The sequence below is a fragment of the Muricoccus vinaceus genome, assembly GCF_042433125.1.
Lineage (GTDB): Bacteria > Pseudomonadota > Alphaproteobacteria > Acetobacterales > Acetobacteraceae > Roseomonas > Roseomonas vinacea.
Genome location: NZ_JBHLVZ010000076.1, coordinates 1 through 18,714, shown reverse-complemented (window position 1 = coordinate 18,714; position 18,714 = coordinate 1). Strand labels below are relative to the sequence as shown.

Genomic DNA, 18,714 nt, shown 5'->3' with positions numbered 1-18,714 from the left:
GGGTGGTGGGCGCCCCTAGCCCGCCTTCTTCCGCCGCGGCGCTCCACGCGAGGCCGTGCGGGTGGAGCGCTTGTCGGGGTCGTAGCCGCCCCCGCCCGGCCCCAGCGGCTTGGGCTTCCAGTCCCCCTTGGCCCGCACCGAGCCCTGCACCGGGGCCCGCGCCTCGGTCCCCGAGGGCGGCGGCGCGTCCAGGCCCAGCTCCAGCGCCTCCAGCCGCTTGATCTCGTCGCGCAGCCGCGCCGCCGTCTCGAACTCCAGGTCCGCCGCCGCCGCCCGCATCCGGCGCTCCAGCTCGGTGATGCTGCCGCGCAGGTTGTGCCCGATGAAGTTCGCGGAAGCGTCGTTCTCCACCGCCTCCACGGTGACGTAATCCTGCTCGTAGACGGATTGCAGCACGTCCGAGATGTCGCGCCGGATGGTCTGCGGCGTGATGCCGTGCGCCTTGTTGTAGGCCACCTGCTTGGCCCGGCGCCGGTCCGTCTCCTCGATCGCGCGGCGCATGCTGTCCGTCATGCGGTCCGCGTAGAGGATCACCCGCCCCTCGGCGTTGCGCGCCGCCCGCCCGATGGTCTGGATCAGCGAGGTGGTGGAGCGCAGGAAGCCCTCCTTGTCCGCGTCCAGGATGGCGACCAGCCGGCACTCCGGGATGTCCAGCCCCTCGCGCAGCAGGTTGATGCCCACCAGCACGTCGAACACGCCGCGCCGGAGGTCGCGGATGATCTCGATCCGCTCCAGCGTGTCCACGTCGGAGTGCAGGTAGCGGACCTTGATGCCCGTCTCCGTCATGTACTCCGTCAGGTCCTCGGCCATGCGCTTGGTCAACGTGGTCGCCAGCACCCGCCCGCCCTGCTTGATCACCTCCCGGCACTCCGCCAGCAGGTCGTCCACCTGCCGCTCCACGGGGCGGATCTCGGTCGGCGGGTCGATCAGCCCGGTCGGGCGGATCACCTGCTCGGCGAAGGTGCCGCCCGTGCGCTCCATCTCCCAGGAGCCGGGCGTGGCGGAAACGAAGATGCTTTCCGGCCGGAACTGCTCCCATTCCTCGAACTTGAGCGGGCGGTTGTCCAGGCAGGAGGGCAGGCGGAAGCCGAAATCCGCCAGCACCGACTTCCGCGCGAAGTCCCCCCGCGCCATGCCGCCGATCTGCGGCACCGTCACGTGGCTCTCGTCCACGATCAGCAGCGCGCCCTCCGGCAGGTACTCGAACAGGGTCGGCGGCGGCTGCCCGGGTCCGCGCCCCGACAGGTAGCGGGAATAATTCTCGATGCCTTTGCAGACCCCGGTGGTCTCCATCATCTCGATGTCGAAGGTGGTGCGCTGCTCCAGCCGCTGCGCCTCCAGCAGCTTGCCCTCGGCCTGCAGCCGCGCCAGCGTTTCGCGCAGCTCGATCTTGATGTCCCGGATCGCCTGGATCAGCGTCGGCCGTGGCGTCACGTAGTGCGAGTTCGCGTAGATCGCGACCCGCTCCATCTCCCCGGCCACCTCACCCGTCAGCGGGTCGAACTCGCGCAGCCCGTCCACCTCGTCGCCGAACAGGGAGATCCGCCACGCCCGGTCCTCCAGGTGGGAGGGCCACACGTCCACCGTTTCCCCGCGAACCCGGAAGGTGCCGCGCTGAAAGGCCGCATCGTTGCGCCGGTATTGCAGCTCCACCAACGCCTTCAGCAGAAGCTCGCGCGCGATGTGCCCGCCCAGCTCCAGCTTCACCGTCATGTTGCCATAGGTCTCGACCGAGCCGATGCCGTAGATGCAGGACACGGAGGCGACGATGATCACGTCCCGCCGCTCCAGCAGCGACTGGGTGGCGGAGTGCCGCATCCGGTCGATCTGCTCGTTGATCTGGGCGTCTTTTTCGATGTAGGTGTCCGTGCGCGGGACATAGGCTTCCGGCTGGTAGTAGTCGTAGTAGGAAACGAAGTATTCCACGGCGTTGTCCGGGAAGAACGACTTCATCTCACCGTACAACTGAGCGGCCAGGGTCTTGTTCGGTGCCAGGATCAGGGTGGGCCGCTGCACGGCCTCGATGACCTTGGCCATGGTGAAGGTCTTGCCCGAGCCGGTGACGCCCAGCAGAACCTGGTCGCGCTCGCTCCTGCCCTTCAGTCCTTCGACGAGCTCCCCGATCGCCCGGGGCTGGTCGCCCGCGGGTTCATAGGGCGACACGACCTTGAGAGCCTGCCCTCCCGCGGGCGCGGGCCGGCGAATGGGGGCGAAGAGGGTCGACGGGAGGGTGTCCATGGCCCCGTTAAGATAGGGAGGAACCTCCGCCCTTGCAGCCTTCTTCAGCCGTACTCGAGAGCATGGCAGGCGAGGACCACCCGCGCACGCTTCACGCCGGATGCCGCCCGGTGGTGAGCACCGGGAGGTTCGGGCGACCGGCGCCTCCCGGACAAAGGGATTTCTGCCCGCAGGAGACCCATCTTGGAACACCATCGGTCAACCGGGTGGTCACCACGGCACCGCGGGAGCCACGCGGAAGCGCAGGCCCAGCGTAAGGCGAAGACCAGGACCATCAGCGCGGAAGCCACGAGACCGGCTCTGCCGGACGCCCCAGATGGCCGCCGCCGCGGCGCGGCACGTGGTTGAGCCGCGCGAGTTCCGCGGGCAACCGGGGGAGAAGAGGCAGTGTGGGGAAGGGGAGCGCTCGTGGAAGCCGTGGCAAGCAAGCCACTGGGAGACACCGCCCCGGCCGCTTGCTATAGGGCGCCTCGGGCCGGGTTAGCACAGCGGTAGTGCAGCGGTTTTGTAAACCGAAGGTCGGGGGTTCGATCCCCTCACCCGGCACCACGCCAAGCTCCTGAAATACTGGCGAGCCAGCCCTTTTCCGTGGGTGAGGTGCCGGGTTCAGTTGAGTGTGCCGGGCATGGCCGAATGCCCGGATCAGGAAACCCGCGTCGCCTCGCGGTACATCATCTGGGCCACGCCGTTGGCCCCGCGGAACAGCGGCTGCCGGGCGAAGCGGCCGAGCCGCCAACACACGGTTTGCTCGGGCCAGCAATGAGCCGGCAGCATTCACCAGTTTCCGGCATTCCGGCCCAGGCAGCGACTGGCTTTCGGCAACTCGCGCAGACCTGATGGAGGTTTGCATCCACGCCTCGGTGCCCGGGTGATCTTCCCCTGCGAATGCCGGGCACAGACCCCTGCGCAGGTCTCCTTGTTCCGCCTTGCCACCGAATAGACACTTCCTGACCAAACGATTCTTGAGACCAGCCCCCGCTCACTGTTCAGTGAGATGTCGGCTGGGGAGCCGACAATTGGGGGTTGGCATGCAAGGCGATCAAGGATTGAACGAGCTTCAGGTCATCGTGGAGCGCCGAGGGTACGGCGCCCGAGCCTGGGCATGGCGGCTTTCCACGGGGGTTCAGAATTTGGCGACCTCTCTCGAAGGGTTCGTGTGTGCAGAGGATGCGTACACCGCGGGGAGGGTGCATCTTCTGGAAGTGCGGGCCGGCACACCGCCCCGGCTTTCGTCGGTGGGAAGCCTGATGAGCGAGAGCATGAAGAGAAAGGTGCTGCCGGCCATGCGGAGACCACGCGGCCGCCGCCAGCCCGCACTTCCGTCCGGCTGGTGATAGGGCGCTGGAGGGTCGTGTCCCAACGCCTGGTGTAGGGACGGTGGTATCGTGGCGGGCTGAGCCGCTGGTCAGGCGGGCACGGCGGAGAGCCTGACGGGGGCAGCATCGCTGCTCACGGAGGCGACGGTCTCCAGGGTCATGGAGCGGGAGCGCTGCGATACGTTGTGTCAGCGACCGAGCGACCGTTCTGTTGAAGTGGGCTGACGAGTTCGCCCACTTCAATCGCTACAAGGCAGATTGCCGCCGCCCCATGTGACGTTGAAGGGACAGCCAAGGGCCGGACCCGTGTCACGAAGCGGCCCGACAGGGAATGCCGCTCCCAATACCTCGCCCGGCGCGATGTCTTTGCGGAACGATTGCACGCGCCGGTTGTGTCGCGCGCAACCGGATCATAGGTTAATGCTGGCGCCGGGGTAGGCGCTATTTCCCGATCGTGTCCTGACTGGCCCCCGCTCCCCCTCAGAGCGGGGGTTCGTCGTTCCAGACGGCTCGCTCGCGCCGGGTCCAGCCGGGCCGACGCCGGACAGCGCCATCGAGGCGGGCTCGGAGACGGGGGCAGCCGCGGTGTTGATGCTTCCAGAGCGGACGCAGAGCGGCCGTCTGCAGCCCTGAGCATCGTCAGCACCGAACATGCCGGTGAACCTCGCGCCAGTGAAGTTCAACGAAACTCCGATGCGGTGTCGTTGAAGGTGGCAAGGCCGCTCACGCCGGCTGCCGTGCTGCCGTGCTGCCGTGCTGCCGTGCTGCCGGGCCAAGCCGACGGTGCCTGCCGTCGGCGCGTTCAACCCAGCGCATTGAACCGCCGTCCGCCACACGCGGCGCCCCGACCTTTTTACACACCCGATCTCCAAGGAGGTGGAACAGTTTAGGTCAGGCGTTCAAGAGTGCGTACGTTCTGGCAGTATCATCGGACGCGTGTTAGGAGCATGCGTGAAAAGCTGGCCGGAACAATGTCCTCTCTAAATATACCTTCCGGGTTCCCTTTACAGAATCTCAATACGCAGTTGTCCCATCAGGACACCATGTTTGACGGCAGCGGAGAACACTACCTCCAGGTCGGCCTTTCAGCGCTCGACGTGATCAAGGCGGCGTTGCAGGGTGCGCCGACGCCGCGCACCATCCTCGACCTGCCCTGCGGCTTCGGCCGCGTTACGCGCGTCCTGCGTGCCCAGTATCCGGCCGCGGCGATTACGGTCTGCGACCTCGACCGGGCAGGAGTAGACTTCGCATCGGCGACCTTCCGTGCGCGGGGGGTCTACTCCAAGCCCAACTTTCGGGATCTGCAACTCGACGGCTCCTTCGATCTAATCTGGGTCGGCTCCCTGTTGACGCATCTGCCGGAGCACCAGACCCGGCAATTCCTCGACTTCGCGGCGCGCCACATGGGGCCGGATTCCCGCCTCGTCGTGACCAGCCACAGCGAGTATGTGGCGGATCGGCTGCGCTCCTGGAACTATGGACTTGGCGAACAGGCCGCCCGTGGCCTGATCACCCAGTACCTGACGCATGGCTACGGTTATCGCGGTTATGACGGTAGCCCCGATTACGGAATCTCGCTCGCGGCGCGGGTGTGGTACGAAACCCAGCTCGCCGGGAGCTGCCTGCGTCTGCAATCCTACCAGGAGCGCGGATGGGACCAGCACCAGGACGTGCTGGTGATCCGCCGGGCCAGCCCCAGCCAGCTTCGGGGCAGGGCCGCCGCGCCGCTCGACCGACCGGGCATTCCCCTGCCGCTTCCCGGCGCGGAGCAGGAGGCTCAGGACGAGGCGGGATCGCTCGGCTTTGACGCCGCCTGGTACGCCGGGAACTATCCCGATGTCGTCGCTGCGGTGAAAGCCGGGGCGTGCCCGTCCCTTCTCGCGCATTATCTGGCCGATGGGTGGAAGGAGGGCAGGCTGCCGTTCGACCCGGCCCGCAGCTATCCCAACCGCACCGCGAGTGTTCCCGATGCCTGGTTCGGCGAAGCCGACGATGGAGCCGGCGCTCGGCCCGCGTCTGAGCCGCCGGCCTTTTGCCAGGCGGGCCTGGAGGGTGCCTCCGCGGCAGGGGACGAGATCCGGCAGCCGATCTTCACGGCCCAGCTGCGGCGGGATCGCAGACGCCTGGCTCACGCACAGGAAGAAATCGCCTCGCTGCGCGCCGAGATCCACCGCCTGGAGAGCGCGCCGGCGCACCGCGCCTACCGGAAGCTCCAGCAAACCTACCGCACCCTTCCGCCCACCGTCCGGAAGGTCATCTGGCGGCTGAGAAGCGGCACGCCTTCCGCCGGAACCACAGCGTCCGAGCTTTCCTCGGCCCCGCGCGGGCATGCGATCGTGATCGACGACCATTGGCCCCAGCCCGACCGCGATGCGGGCTCGGTCGACATCGTCCATCTGGTCGAGACGCTTGGCCATCTGGGCTTCGATGTCGTTCTCGCCGCGGCACTCGAGCACGACGGAGACTGGCCGGCGCGGGACGCGCTGATCCGCGCGGGTATCCGGTGCCTGCTTCCTTCCGATGCCGCTTCCGTCGAGGAATTCCTCGCAAGGGAGGGGGCGACGCTCGACCTGTGCGTGCTCTGCCGCGTCTATTCCGGTGGCCGTTTCCTGGAGCCCGCACTCCAGCACGCGCGGAAGGCGCGCATCGTCTTCAACACCATCGATCTCAACTTCCTGAGGGTGCAGCGCCAAGCACAACTCGAGGGCACGGAAGCGGCCCTCGGCATCGCGCGCGAGGTGCAGAGGCGCGAGGAGGAGGTCATGCGGGCCAGCGACGCGACCATTGTCGTGTCCAGGGCCGAGCTCAGCCTTCTCCGCGAAACGATGCCGGAGTTGCTGGTCGTCGATCTGCCGCTTGCGCGGCCTCTTGCGCCACCCGTCACATCCTTCGCGGGGCGGTCCGGCATCGGCTTCATCGGTGGCTTCGCCCACGCGCCCAACGTGGATGCCATGCGCTATTTCCTGAAGGAGATCTGGCCCCTCGTCATCCGGGACATGCCGGAGCTCGGCATGACCATCGTCGGTCCCGATTTTCCCGCCCATCTGCTGGATGGCGTGCCGGGGCAGGTGCGGGCCCTGGGACATGTCCCGGATACGGCCCCCTGGTTCGAGGGGCTGCGCCTGACCGTCGCGCCGCTGCGTTTCGGCGCGGGAGCGAAGGGGAAGGTGGCCTCCAGCCTGGCCGCGGGTGTCCCCTGCATCGCGACTGCCATCGCCGCCGAAGGCATGCTGCTGTCGGAGAACGCGGGGGTTCTGGTGGAGAACGAGCCGGCCGCATTCGCGGCGCGCCTGCGCGATGCCTATGTCGATGAGGCGCTGTGGAACCGCCTCTCGGCCGGCGGCCTGGCCTATGCGGCGGATACCTTGTCGCCGTCGCGGTGGCGGGACCGGCTGGACGCATTGCTGCAGCAGATCGGGCTGTAGAGCGCGATCACGGAGGTGAACGCCGGCGGCGTGAACGGCGCGGCAAGCAACAGGCCGGCTCATGGCCGCCGTTGCCATCGGCATGGCCGCTGAACCAGTGCGCGCCCGGCTTCCCGCGGCAGGTGGCCGCTTTGTGCTGCGGACCGGGAGTCGTTATAACCCGCCGCCGTCCGGCCCGATCTCGGGGGTCCCGGAAGACTGACGGGGGAGGGCGGATTCAAGGTATGCCGGATCAGACCGAAGGTCCCATAACGGGCGATGAACTGACCTGGGACCCTGTCCGGCTCGCCCATCCCGGCCCCTGGGCGGGGCACATTCCCTTTGCCTTCTGGCTCATCAAGACGCTCCGCCCCACCAGCCTGGTCGAGCTCGGCACCCATTCCGGGAACTCGTACTTCGCCTTCTGCCAGGCCATCAACATGTTCTGTCCCGGGGCGCGCGCCTTCGCCGTCGACACCTGGCAGGGCGACGAGCATGCGGGCCACTACGGGGAGGCGGTCTATGCCGACGTCGCCGCCTTCAACGCCGCCCACTTCGCGCAGTTCTCCACCCTGATCCGCACCACATTCGACGACGCACGGGCCTACTTCCCGGACGGCGCGCCCGGGGGCGGCATCGACCTGCTCCATATCGACGGCCTGCACAGCCACGATGCGGTCCGGCACGATTTCGAGACCTGGCGCTCCGCCCTGTCCGCGCGCGGCGTCGTCCTGTTCCACGACATCAACGTGCGCGAGCGCGGCTTCGGTGTCTGGCGGCTGTGGGAGGAGCTGCGCGCGCAATATCCCAGCTTCGCCTTCGATCACTCCAATGGCCTTGGCGTGCTCGGCGTCGGCCCGGAACAGGAGCCGGCGCTCCGGTCCCTCTATGGGCTGGGGGCCGATGCGGCCGCGGCCTTCCGCCGCCGGATCGCCGCACGGGGCGAGGCCTTCCAGCGCCAGGCCGACATCCTGGATCTGCGGGCGGAGATGGCGGCCAAGGACGCTCATATCGCCGAGCTCACCGCACGGGTCACGGGTCTCGGCGCGGAGGTCGCGCGTCTGTCCGAGGAGGATTTCCTGGAGGCCCGGCAGCAGGCCGAACGGGCTTCGCAGGAAGCCGGTTGGCAGGCGAAACTGGTCGGCGCGCTGCGCGAGGAGGTGGCGGCGAAGGACGCCATGATCGCGCATCTGGGCAACACCGCCGCGGCGCGCGCCGCGGCCCTGGCCACGCGGGACCGGATCATCGCGGCGAGGGACGCGCTCGCCATGCAGCTCTCGGCCAGCATCGCCGCGCAGCGGCAGGAGCGCGAAGGCGCCCTGGCCGGCCTGCGCGAGGAGCGGCGCGACGCCGAGCGCCGGGTCGTCCAGGCCCAGCGGGAGCGGGACGCGCTGGCCTTCGCGCTGGATCGCGCCCGGGCGGAGACGGAGGAAGCCGTTCAGGCCGTCATCCGCCAGTATGTCGGCTCCACCTCCTGGCGGCTGACGCGGCCGCTGCGCGTCGGCGTCCGCCTGTTGCGGGAAGGGCGCCTGCGCCCGGCCCCCGCGCCAGCCCTGCCCGCGCCGCCGCCGCCGGTCCAGCCGGCACCGAGCGCCGAGCCGGAGGCCGCGCCCGCGGCCATGACAGGGGAGTCGATGAGCGCGAAGGCGGCGATGCGCGTCACGCTCTCGGCCCGGCTCGATGCCTTCCTGGCCAGCTCCGCGACGCTCCGCCTGCCGCGCGCGGCCGAGCCCGACGTCACCATCCTGCTGGTGCTCTTCAACCAGGCGGAGCTGACCTTCGGCTGCCTCGGCTCCATCGCCGAAACTCTGTCCGGCGGCGATGTCGGGGTGGAGGTGGTGATCCTCGACAATGCCTCCACCGACCAGACCGCGGCCCTGCTGGACCGGATCGAGGGCGCGACGGTGATCCGCAGCCCGGTGAACCTGCACTTCCTCAAGGGCGTGAACCAGGCGGCGCGTTCGGCCACCGGGCGCGCGCTGCTGCTCCTGAACAACGACGCGCAGCTCCTCCCCGGTGCCGTCGCCTCCGCCCTGCGCACGCTCGATTCCGCGCCGGACATCGGCGCGGTCGGCGGGCGCATCATCCTGCCGGACGGCACCCTGCAGGAGGCCGGGTCCATCATCTGGCGGAACGGCGCCGCCGCCGGCTATGGCCGGGGGGCGGATCCGAACGCGCCGGACTTCATGTTCCAGCGCGACGTGGACTTCTGCTCGGGCGCCTTCCTGCTGACGCCGGCGGAGACGTGGCGAGGGATGGGGGGCTTCGACGAGCGCTACGCCCCGGCCTATTACGAGGAAACCGACTACTGCCTGCGCCTGTGGGAAAGCGGGCTGCGGGTGGTCTTCGACCCGGATGTCGCGATCATCCACTACGAGTTCGGCAGCTCGGCCTCCTCCGCCGAGGCCCTGGCGCTGCAAGGGGGAAATCACCGCATCTTCGCGCAGCAACACCAGGAATGGCTCGAGGGGCAGTTCCCCCTGGACCCCGTGAACGTCATCGCCGCCCGCACCGCGCGGTCCGGCCGCCCACGCGTGCTGGTGATCGAGGACCGCGTGCCCAAGGTCGAGCTGGGCAGCGGCTACCCGCGCTCCAACCTCCTGCTGCACGAGCTGCTGCGGGCCGGGGCCGATGTCACGCTGTTCCCGGCCTGGCGCCATCCCGAGACCTGGCCGGGGGTGCGCCGCGCGCTGGACAAGCGGATCGAGGTGCTGATCGCGGCCGAGGCCTCGCAGATCCGCCCCTACCTGGAGGCGCGGCGCGGGCATTTCGATGCGATCATCGTCTGCCGCCCGCCCAACATGCTGTCCTTCGAGGAGGCGGTCGGGACGGACCTGGACCTGATCGGTTCCGCCCGCGTGATCTACGACGCGGAGGCGCTCTTCGTGACCCGCGCGCTGCAGCGCCGCAGCGCCAACGGCGATCCGGTGCCGGACGAGGAGCGCCACGCGATGGTGGCCGAGGAGGTCGCGCTGACGCGGCTGGCGCAATCGGTGATCTCCGTCTCCCCGGGCGACGCGGAGACGCTGGAGACCTATGGCGCGAAGGACGTGCGCGTCCTCAGCCATGCCCTGGCGGACGAGCCGCTGCCGGCTGGTTATGCGGAGCGCGACCGGATCGTCTTCCTCGGCGCCATCGGCTTTGAGGAAGCGCCCAATGCCGACGCGGTGCGCTGGTTCGCGGCGGATGTCCTGCCCGTGCTGCGGCGCAGCCTGGGCGAGGCGACGCGGCTGACCGTCATCGGCATGGTGAAGGCGCCGAGCGTGCTGGCGCTGGAGGGCGCGTCGCTCGAGCTGAAGGGCATGGTGGACGACCTGCGGGCCGGGCTGGCCGATGCGCGGATCATGGTCGTGCCCAGCCGGATCGGCGCCGGGATCCCTCTCAAGGCATTGCAGGCCGCGGCGCTGGGCATTCCCATGGTTGTCACGCCGCTGATCGCGGAGCAGCTCGGCTGGAAGGATGGGAGGGAGGTGCTGGTGGCCGAGGACGCCACCGGCTTCGCCGAAGCCTGCGCGCGCCTCTACGGCGATCCCGGCCTGTGGGAGGAGGTGCGCCGCAACGCCCTGGAACGGGTGCGGCGGGATGCGGCCCCCGAGGTCTTCGCGCGCACCGTGCGCGACCTGGTGAAGGGGATCCCGGTCACGCGACGCCGGCCCGAAGCGGTGGTGGAGGCGGAGCGCCGCCTGGCGCCGCCACCCGCGGCCGCGCCGGAGCCGAACACCAGCCGGCCCGCCACGGCCGATTACAGCCTGGCCATCCCCTTCGGCTTCCCGCCGCTGGAGGCACCCGCACCGCGGATCGCCGTGATCTGCCACCTGTACCATCCCGAGATCGGGCGGGAGGTGCGCTCCTACCTCCGCAACCTGCCGTTACCCGCCAATGTCTTCCTCTCGACCGACACGGAGGGCAAGGCGGAGGCGATCCGCGCAGCCTTCGCGGATTGGGAGGGCGGGCGCGTGGAGCTGCGGGTGGTGCCCAACCGCGGGCGCGACATCGCGCCGAAGCTGGTGGGCTTCGCGGACGCCCATGCGGACCACGACCTGGTGCTCCACCTGCATTCCAAGAAATCGGACCACGCGGCGTTCCTGGCGCCCTGGCGCGGCTTCCTGTTCGAGAACCTGCTCGGCTCCGAAGCCGCCGTGTCCAGCATCCTCGACGCCTTCGCGCGGCTGCCGCAGCTCGGCATGGTCGCGCCGCAGCACTACGAAGGCATCCGGCGCTGGCTGGGCTGGAACGGCAACTACGAGGTGGCGCAGGGCCTGGCCCGGCGGATGGGGATCGCGCTGTCGCCGGTGCGCGCGCTCGATTTCCCGTCGGGCTCCATGTTCTGGGCGCGCCCGGCCGCGCTCAAGCCGCTGCTCGACCTTGGCCTGACCTTCGACGACTTCCCCAAGGAGGGCGCGCAGCTGGACCATACCCCGGCCCACGCGATCGAGCGGCTGTACTTCCTCGCCTGCGAGCGGAGCGGCCATGCCTGGCTCAAGGTCGCTCAGCCCGCCCTTTACGCCGACACGGACAGGATGGTCGCGGTGGGCAGCCCCGCGGCGCTGGACCGCTTCCTGGGTGAGCACGCGGTGGTTCTCACCGGCCCCGTGCTGCTGCCCGTGCGAACGGAGCCGGCGCCGATGGTGACGCGGGTGCCCCCCGGGCTGAGCCAGCGGCTCGCCCAGCGGGGGTTCTGAGCGTGTTCGGCCCTTTCCGGCGGCGCACGCCCGTCCCGGCCGCTGCCTCCGCCCCGAACCAGTTTCCGGGCGCAGCCGCAACGGTCGGCGGGGCGGCGGGCGTCGCGCGCGTCTCCGTCGTCGTGCCGCTGTACAACCACGCCTCCTATATCGGGCCGGCGATCGAGAGCGTGCTGGGCCAGGGCGCGGTGCTGCGCGAGCTGGTGGTGATCGACGACGGATCGACGGACGACTCCGCCCGGGTCATGGCGGGGCTGGCCGCGCGCGACCCGCGCATTCGCTTCCGCACCCAGGCGAACCAGGGGGCCCATGCCACCATCAACGCAGGGCTGCGGGACTGCACCGGCGAGTTCGTCGCGATCCTGAACTCGGACGACCTGTATGAGCCCGGGCGGCTCGACACGCTCGCGCTCGCGCTGGATGCCGATCCCGGCGCGGACATCGCGGCCTCGGGCATCGCCTTCATGGACGGGGAAGGGGCGGCCGTAGCCAACGACTGGTACGCCGAGGCCATGGCCTTCCGCGCCGGCCGCGACATGGGTACCGCGCTGGTCAACGCGAACTTCCTGATGACCACCTCCAACTTCCTCTTCCGCCGAGGCCTCACCGCGGCGATCGGGGACTTCGCGGCGCTGCGCTACACGCATGACCTGGACTTCGCGCTGCGCGCCCTCGCGCTCGGGCACCGCATCGCGCTGCTGGGGGAGACGCTGCTGCGTTACCGCCTTCATGGCAGCAACACGATCTCCGAGGATCATCGCCGGGTGCGATCGGAATGGGCGGCTTCCACCGCCGCCTACCTCACCCTCCTCTGGGACCGCCCGGACGCGCCGGAGCCTGACTGGAACGCTGCCGGAGAAATGGAGGAGGTGCTGAGACGCCACGAGCTGGCCCGTGCGGTGCACCCCTGCATGGCCTATCTGCGCCGCAACGGCGGCGGCCGGCTGGACAGCGGGCCGCTGCTGGCGGACGAGGCGTTCCGGGCACGGCTGGTGGGCTGGGCCTGATGCGGATCCTGGTCCTCAGCAACCTCTACCCGCCCAATGTCGTCGGCGGCTACGAGAGGCTGTGCCATGAGGTTTCGACCGAACTGGCCGCGCGCGGGCACGCGGTGACCGTGCTCACCAGCACCTTCGGGGACGCGGTTGCGGATTATCCCAACCAGCGCATCCTGCGGGAGCTGGAGCTGCTGGTCGGCGCCAATGTCTACACGCCCTTTCCCGGCACCGCCGAGGATCGCGCCCTGGTCGCCGCCCGCAACCTCGCGACGCTGGCGCGCGTGCTGGACGAGGTGAGACCGGACGTGGTCTTCGCCTGGAACCTCTTCTTCCTCGACGCATCGATCCTGGCGGCACTCGAGGCCAGTCCCTACCGCACCGTCGTGATGCTCACGGACAACTGGTTGCTGGTGATGCGCAACCCGGCCTTCGTCAGCAACTTCTTCCGCGACGTTGTTCATGGCGGTACGACCTTCGTGCCGCCCCCTGCGCCTCCCGCCTGGCGCGCCATGGCCGGCCGGGCGAAGCGGGCCTTGCAGCGCCTGGCCGGATCGGAGCCGCCCCGGCAGCTCCAGGCCATCTTCGGCTCCGTCTTCATGCGTGACCTTTACGCCGCCGGCGGCTCCTCGTTCCGCACCCATCGCGTCATCCACAACGGTGTCCGCCAGGCCGCGCGTGCGCCGAGCACGGTGCCGGACCGGACGCACCTCGCGGAGCCTGGCACGCTGCGCCTTCTCTTCGCCGGGCGGTTGGTGGACCTGAAGGGGGCGGACACGGCGGTGGAGGCACTGACCCTGCTCGATCCCTCCGTGCTGGGTGTCGGCCGGATCATGCTGACCATCGTCGGCGACAGCCAGGACGAGGCCTACATGGCCCGCTTCACGAGCGCGGTGGAGCAAAGCGGCCGGGCCGCGCAGATCGAGATGCGCCCGACGGTGCCGGAGGATGCATTGCCCGCGCTGTTCGACGCGCACGACATCTACCTGTTTCCCTCCCTTTACGAACCTTTCTCCCTCACCCTCATCCACGCCCTTGGCTGCGGCATCCCGACCATCGCATCGCGAGTGGGCGGGAATCCGGAGATCGTGCGGGACGGCGAATCCGGCCTGCTGTTCGACAAAGACAGCGCGGCCGACCTTGCCCGTGCCATCACCCGCCTTGCGGTGGATGGGAGCCTTCGCGCGCGGGTGGCCGCCGGGGGCCAGGCGACGGGACGGCGGTTCACCTTCGATCGCATGGCGGGTGAGATGGAGAGGTTTCTCAGAGGGCCGTCTTGAGCGAGCATCCGGATCCTGGCGCCCCCATCCTGACAGGCCAGGCTCCGGCAGGCGCCGTCCGCCCGGGACCAGCCCTGGGCGGCATGGAATGCCTCGTGCTGGGGGCGGGCGGCTTCATCGGAACGAATCTCTGCCGTGCCCTGAGCGCCGCCGGCGTGCCGGTGCGTGGCTACGGTCGCGCGCCCGCCTTCTCAGCCGCCTTGCCGCCGATGCGCTGGACCGTCGCCGAGTTCTCCGACCGCGCCCGGCTGGCCGCGGCGCTCGATGGGGTCGGCACGGTGTTCCATCTTCTCGGCGCCAGCATCCCCGCACATGCGGAGCGCGACCCTGCCGAGGACCTGCGCACGAACGTGGCCGCTTCGCTCGACCTCATCGCCCTGTGCCGGGCGTCAGGCGTGCGGCGGATCGTCTTCATCTCCTCCGGCGGCACGGTCTATGGCGTGCCGCGAAGCCTTCCGATCAGCGAGACCCATCCGACGGACCCGATCTCGGCCTATGGCATCCACAAGCTCATGGTGGAGAAGCACCTGGGCCTTCAGGCCTACCGGCACGGCCTGCAGGTCATGGTGCTGCGCGTGGCGAACCCCTACGGACCGTTTCAGATACCCGACCGGGGCCAGGGCCTGATCGCGGCGCTGATCCAGCGGCGCCTGTCCGGCCAGCCCGTGGAGGTCTGGGGTGACGGCGGCGTGGTGCGGGACTTCCTCCATGTCGATGACCTCGTTGACGCCATGCTGCGCGCGGCAGCCTATGAGGGCGCGCACTCGGTGCTGAACGTCGGCTCCGGCATAGGCCGGTCCGTGCTGGAGGTGATCGCTGCCGTTGATGCTGTGCTCGGCACCGGAAATGCCGGGATCCTGTTCCGTCCGGGTCGCGCGGTGGACGTGCCCGTCAATGTTCTCGACGTGTCGTTGATCCAGCGTGAACTCGGTTGGATCGCGCGAACGGACTGGACGCAGGGCCTGCGCAGTACGGCGGAGTGGATCGCGGGCACCTCCCGGCCGGCATGGCAGGGCCCGCGCGGCGCGGAACCGTCCCGGTGAGCCGCAGGCAGCTACCGGCCGATGGTCCGGAAGTGGATGCGACGATCCCTGGTGTCACGCGACGCGACGGTGTTGCACGAACCACCCTGCGGGCACGCTGGATTGCCCGCCGGTACGCAGTCCAACGATCCGCACGGAATCCGGCCTCTCAACCGGAATGATCCCGTTGCGGGCGCGGCGGGGCTTGGCCCCTTCTGCGGCGCGACGTTCAGGCATGCGCCAACACGGTTCACCCACGATGCCCGGCTCGAAGCGCCCGATATCCGCCTCGGCCAGCGCGCGCCAATTGTAGCCTGGCGCCTCCCGCCAGCCATGCATCCGCGCTCGGCGATAGTCCTGCGACGCGGATGCGCCATGAAGACCCGATAAGGCGCTAGGCCCACGGGGAGGTGGGGCGCCTGGCGCAAGGAAGACCGGCGTCCTTTGTGAGGGGCGTTCCCGTCACCCGGCACCGTCCCCGCCGCCAGATGGCGCCGGGGAAAGCACCGGAGAACCGGCCGGTCAGCTTCCGGGCGCCACCTTGGGAAGGTGGCGGAACCCCTCGAACTGCGCCTGGGCACGGCGGGCAAAAACCTGGGCAGCAACAAGACCGGCCAGGATCAACGAGCTTACGACGAACATGGCGGAACCTCTTCTGCTGTTCCTCCCCATTCCCAGGACAAAGGTGGATGTTGCACTGCACAATTTCCAGGGCGACGACCCACGGCACCCTCGAAAAACATGGGGCTCCCTGAGCTTTCCTTCAGGCGTTTCCAACGGTTGCGAAGCCATCCTTGTTGGTCACGCGCACCACGGCGGCGAAAAGGCGCAGCGCCTCCGGCCCGCCCTGGTCCAGCAGGCCGCCGGCCTCCATCTCCGCGGCCAGCAGCTCCGCATGGTCCGCCAGCGTTTCCGCCGCACGCCGCAGCGCCTCGCGCGACAGGGTGAGCTGGACCTCGTCCGGCAGCGTGTGCCACGCCCGGGGGCCGCCCACTGCGGGTTCGCCGGGAAAAGGGAAGGGGGGATGCATGAGGGAGGGTCCTCTTCCGGCCCTCCTGGCGCTGGGTTCAAGCCCCTTCCGGGTGCGGCGCCAGTTTCGCCGCAGCCGGTTAATCCGCCGTAACCGCTGAGCACCCGATGGGCACGGAGCGTCAGGCGAAGCTCGCCGAAACCTCGCCCAGCAGATCGAAGGCCACCACCACCTCGCAGGGTCCCTCCAGCCACACCACCGGCGTCACGGAGCCCAGGAACACCACCTGCCCCGCGCGCAGGCCCCCGAACAGTTCCGCGGCGGGCGATCCCGCCAGCCAGGCCAGCGCGTCCAGCGGGTGGCCCAGAAGCTCCGCCCCCGTGCCCTGCGCCCGCTCCGCGCCGTCCACCAGCAGCCGCCCCCGCGCCGCCGGCAGGTCCAGCCCCGGCCAGCCGGAGGCCGGGGCCCCCAGCACGCCCCCGGCATGGAACACCTGGTCCGCGATCAGCCCGGGCGCGCCGACCGCCCGGAAGTCGCCGTAGCGGTCGTCCACCACCTCGATGGCCGCGAAAACATGCTCCACCGCCCCCGCCACCGAGTCGCGGTCGTGCTCGCCAAAGGCGAGGTCATGTCCCAGGCGCAGCCCGATCTCGCATTCCACCCCGGGCCGAACGTAATCGGCGAGGCGGAACCGCCCGGCCCGCTCCTGGATTCCCGCCGCCGGGCAGAACCCCGCGCAGGGATGCTCCAGGCCGAGATAGGCCCGCATGCCCGGCGCCGTCGCGCCGATCTTGAACCCGGCCGGCGGCACCGCGCCCATGGCCTGGGCCAGCCGGAACTGCAGCGCATAGCCCGCCGCCACGTCGGCCGGCGCATCGGCCCCCAGCGCCGGGAAACCGCGCCCGGCCCGCCGCTCCGAGAGGATTTGCTCCGCCGCGTCCATCATGCCCGCCCGAGCTCATAAAGCGCCACGGCCGCCGCCGCGGCCACGTTCAGGCTTTCCATCGCCTCGCCGATCGGCAGGCGCACCATCTCGTCCACCGTTTCGCGCTGAAGGCGCCTCAGGCCCCCGGCTTCGGCCCCCAGAACCAGCCCCACGCGCCGGTCGGTCGGCTTGGCCTCGGCCAGGGTGCGCTTCGCCTCTCCCGCCAGCCCCATCACCCACACGCCCTTGTCCTGCAGGCTGCGGATGGCGCGGGCCAGGTTCACCTCCCGCACCATCGGCACCGTCTCCAGCGCCCCCGAGGCCGCCCGGGCCAGCGCCCCCGTCTCGGGCGGCGCGTGCCGGTCCTGCACCACCACCGCCGCCGCCCCGAAGGCCGCGGCCGAGCGCAGGATCGCCCCCACGTTGCGCGGGTCCGTCACCTGGTCCAGCAGCAGCACCGGCCCGGTGGAGGCCGCCAGCACGTCCTCCAGCGCCACCCCCGGCAGCGGCTCCACCAGCATGGCCGCGCCCTGGTGCACCGCGTCCTCGGGCAGGAAGCTGTGGAAGCGCACCCGGTCCTCCACCCGCTCCACGCTCAGCTTGCGCGCCCCATAGGTGCCCGGCGGCAGGCGCGCGGTCAGCGTCTCCTCCGCATCGGCGGTCAGCAGCAGCCGCCGCAGCCGGCGCCGCGGGTTCAGCAGGGCGGCCGCCACCGCGTGCAGCCCGTGCAGCCAGAAGGTGTTGGCGGGCGTCCGCTCCTCCGCGGACTCGCGGCGCGGCCCCTCGGCCCCGGCGCGCGGGCCGCCAAAGCTGCGCCCGCCCTCGGCACGGGCAGGGCCGCGGAACCCCTCCGCCCCGCCGCGCGGCCCGCCCGGACCGCCGCGTCCGCCCGCATCAGGCGCCTCCGCGTGGCGCGGGCGCGGCGGCCGGGGCGCTTCCGCATCCGCGCCCGGGCGGTTGGGGCGCGGCTCGGCCGGCGAGCGGCTCCAGCTCTTGCCCGGCGCCTTGGCCCAGGGCTTGGCCGCCGGCTGGAAGCCGCCCGGCCTGCCGGGTGCCTGGCCGGTCCCGCCGCGCGGCTCGGCCGGCGCCTCGCCGCCCTTCCATCCGCGCTTGCCGTCAAAGGCGCGCGGCCGGGGCGGCTGGCCCGTGCCGGACCGCGCGCTCGGCCCGAAGGTGGGGCTGTTGCCGGGGCCGGAGCCTGAAGCGGGGGAACGCGGGCCCTGCGGCCTTCTGGGGGGAGACATGGCGGCATCCTGCAAATCGCGGCGCCCGCCGCAAGCACCATGCACGGCCCGCTGCCATGCGCCCGCCCTGCCACGCCGCGCCGCGCATCACGTTGACAGGCCACCACCTTCTCGGATAGTGCCCCGGCTCCCGCCCGTCAGGGTTGGGGACACCCTGTGGAGGGGTGCCCGAGTGGCTAAAGGGGGCGGACTGTAAATCCGCTGGCTTGCGCCTACGTTGGTTCGAATCCAACCCCCTCCATGTGTCCTGCTCCCGGCCAGTGTGCTGGCCAGATTGGCGTGGTGCGCGCTGGCGGCCCCGTTCGGGCCGTGACATTTCAGGGTCGATGGCCCCGTTCGGTGGCTCTTCCGGCTCAGCGGGTGTAGCTCAATGGTAGAGTTCCAGCCTTCCAAGCTGGCTGTGCGGGTTCGATTCCCGTCACCCGCTCCAGCCGGCCCCCCACGGGGCGCGGCCTGAGGCACTGCTTCCAACACCACATGGTTCACGCAACACAGCCTGCGCGGCAGGCACGCTGAAACAGCCTGCGACGCAGGCGGGGGCCGCGCGCCCCTGGCAGGGACAGGACGGACGCAAACATGGGTAAGGCGAAGTTCGAGCGGAACAAGCCGCACTGCAACATTGGCACGATTGGCCATGT

Annotated in this window: 10 protein-coding genes and 3 tRNA genes; 8 read left to right on the top strand and 5 right to left on the bottom strand. The window is 70.3% G+C overall.

Features of this window, described 5'->3' with window-relative positions:
* Positions 1 to 15: 15 nt before the first annotated feature.
* Positions 16 to 2,238 (bottom strand): excinuclease ABC subunit UvrB, encoded by a 2,223-nt coding sequence (gene uvrB, locus ACFFIC_RS21465; RefSeq protein WP_377054167.1) that lies wholly within the window; start codon positions 2,236 to 2,238, stop codon positions 16 to 18.
* Between the two features lie 474 nt (positions 2,239 to 2,712).
* Here uvrB and ACFFIC_RS21460 point away from each other — a divergent pair.
* A tRNA-Thr gene (locus tag ACFFIC_RS21460) sits at positions 2,713 to 2,787 on the top strand.
* Positions 2,788 to 2,880: 93 nt separating this feature from the next.
* On the opposite strand, the gene ACFFIC_RS21455 is transcribed toward ACFFIC_RS21460, so the two are convergent.
* Positions 2,881 to 3,012: a hypothetical protein gene (locus tag ACFFIC_RS21455; RefSeq protein WP_377054165.1), complete on the bottom strand. Its 132-nt coding sequence runs from the start codon at positions 3,010 to 3,012 to the stop codon at positions 2,881 to 2,883.
* 1,489 nt (positions 3,013 to 4,501) lie between these two features.
* On the opposite strand from ACFFIC_RS21455, the gene ACFFIC_RS21450 reads away from it, so the two are divergent.
* From ACFFIC_RS21450 to ACFFIC_RS21430, 5 genes are all read left to right on the top strand, one after another.
* Positions 4,502 to 6,979, top strand: a complete 2,478-nt coding sequence (locus tag ACFFIC_RS21450) for a glycosyltransferase (RefSeq protein ID WP_377054163.1) — start codon at positions 4,502 to 4,504, stop codon at positions 6,977 to 6,979.
* Positions 6,980 to 7,203: 224 nt separating this feature from the next.
* Positions 7,204 to 11,640, top strand: coding sequence for a rhamnan synthesis F family protein (locus ACFFIC_RS21445; RefSeq protein ID WP_377054161.1), 4,437 nt, complete (start codon positions 7,204 to 7,206; stop codon positions 11,638 to 11,640).
* A gap of 2 nt (positions 11,641 to 11,642) precedes the next feature.
* Complete coding sequence (locus ACFFIC_RS21440) at positions 11,643 to 12,647, top strand: glycosyltransferase family 2 protein (protein WP_377054159.1); 1,005 nt, start codon at positions 11,643 to 11,645, stop codon at positions 12,645 to 12,647.
* A complete protein-coding gene (locus ACFFIC_RS21435) occupies positions 12,647 to 13,915 on the top strand; it encodes a glycosyltransferase family 4 protein (RefSeq protein ID WP_377054157.1) in 1,269 nt (422 codons plus the stop codon). Before ACFFIC_RS21440 ends, ACFFIC_RS21435 begins: the two co-directional genes overlap by 1 nt.
* Positions 13,912 to 14,958, top strand: a complete 1,047-nt coding sequence (locus ACFFIC_RS21430; RefSeq protein WP_377054155.1) for an NAD-dependent epimerase/dehydratase family protein — start codon at positions 13,912 to 13,914, stop codon at positions 14,956 to 14,958. Before ACFFIC_RS21435 ends, ACFFIC_RS21430 begins: the two co-directional genes overlap by 4 nt.
* A gap of 742 nt (positions 14,959 to 15,700) precedes the next feature.
* On the opposite strand, the gene ACFFIC_RS21425 is transcribed toward ACFFIC_RS21430, so the two are convergent.
* The 3 genes from ACFFIC_RS21425 to ACFFIC_RS21415 form a co-directional block, all read right to left on the bottom strand.
* Positions 15,701 to 15,967 carry a hypothetical protein gene (locus tag ACFFIC_RS21425; protein ID WP_377054153.1) on the bottom strand — a complete coding sequence of 89 codons (267 nt, stop codon included), beginning with the start codon at positions 15,965 to 15,967 and terminating at the stop codon, positions 15,701 to 15,703.
* Between the two features lie 121 nt (positions 15,968 to 16,088).
* Positions 16,089 to 16,853: a 2-keto-4-pentenoate hydratase gene (locus ACFFIC_RS21420; RefSeq protein ID WP_377054151.1), complete on the bottom strand. Its 765-nt coding sequence runs from the start codon at positions 16,851 to 16,853 to the stop codon at positions 16,089 to 16,091.
* Positions 16,850 to 18,076 carry a TrmH family RNA methyltransferase gene (locus ACFFIC_RS21415; protein WP_377054149.1) on the bottom strand — a complete coding sequence of 409 codons (1,227 nt, stop codon included), beginning with the start codon at positions 18,074 to 18,076 and terminating at the stop codon, positions 16,850 to 16,852. Before ACFFIC_RS21415 ends, ACFFIC_RS21420 begins: the two co-directional genes overlap by 4 nt.
* Before the next feature lie 158 nt (positions 18,077 to 18,234).
* Here ACFFIC_RS21415 and ACFFIC_RS21410 point away from each other — a divergent pair.
* A tRNA-Tyr gene (locus ACFFIC_RS21410) sits at positions 18,235 to 18,317 on the top strand.
* Between the two features lie 115 nt (positions 18,318 to 18,432).
* A tRNA-Gly gene (locus ACFFIC_RS21405) sits at positions 18,433 to 18,506 on the top strand.
* Positions 18,507 to 18,714: the final 208 nt, after the last annotated feature.

Bases quoted from the DNA above. Each gene is read 5' to 3' on its own strand.
- uvrB (WP_377054167.1), bottom strand. From the start codon at position 2,238: ATGGACACCCTCCCGTCGACCCTCTTCGCCCCCATTCGCCGGCCCGCG.
- ACFFIC_RS21455 (WP_377054165.1), bottom strand. From the start codon at position 3,012: ATGCTGCCGGCTCATTGCTGGCCCGAGCAAACCGTGTGTTGGCGGCTC.
- ACFFIC_RS21450 (WP_377054163.1), top strand. From the start codon at position 4,502: ATGCGTGAAAAGCTGGCCGGAACAATGTCCTCTCTAAATATACCTTCC.
- ACFFIC_RS21445 (WP_377054161.1), top strand. From the start codon at position 7,204: ATGCCGGATCAGACCGAAGGTCCCATAACGGGCGATGAACTGACCTGG.
- ACFFIC_RS21435 (WP_377054157.1), top strand. From the start codon at position 12,647: ATGCGGATCCTGGTCCTCAGCAACCTCTACCCGCCCAATGTCGTCGGC.
- ACFFIC_RS21425 (WP_377054153.1), bottom strand. From the start codon at position 15,967: ATGCATCCCCCCTTCCCTTTTCCCGGCGAACCCGCAGTGGGCGGCCCC.
- ACFFIC_RS21420 (WP_377054151.1), bottom strand. From the start codon at position 16,853: ATGATGGACGCGGCGGAGCAAATCCTCTCGGAGCGGCGGGCCGGGCGC.
- ACFFIC_RS21415 (WP_377054149.1), bottom strand. From the start codon at position 18,076: ATGTCTCCCCCCAGAAGGCCGCAGGGCCCGCGTTCCCCCGCTTCAGGC.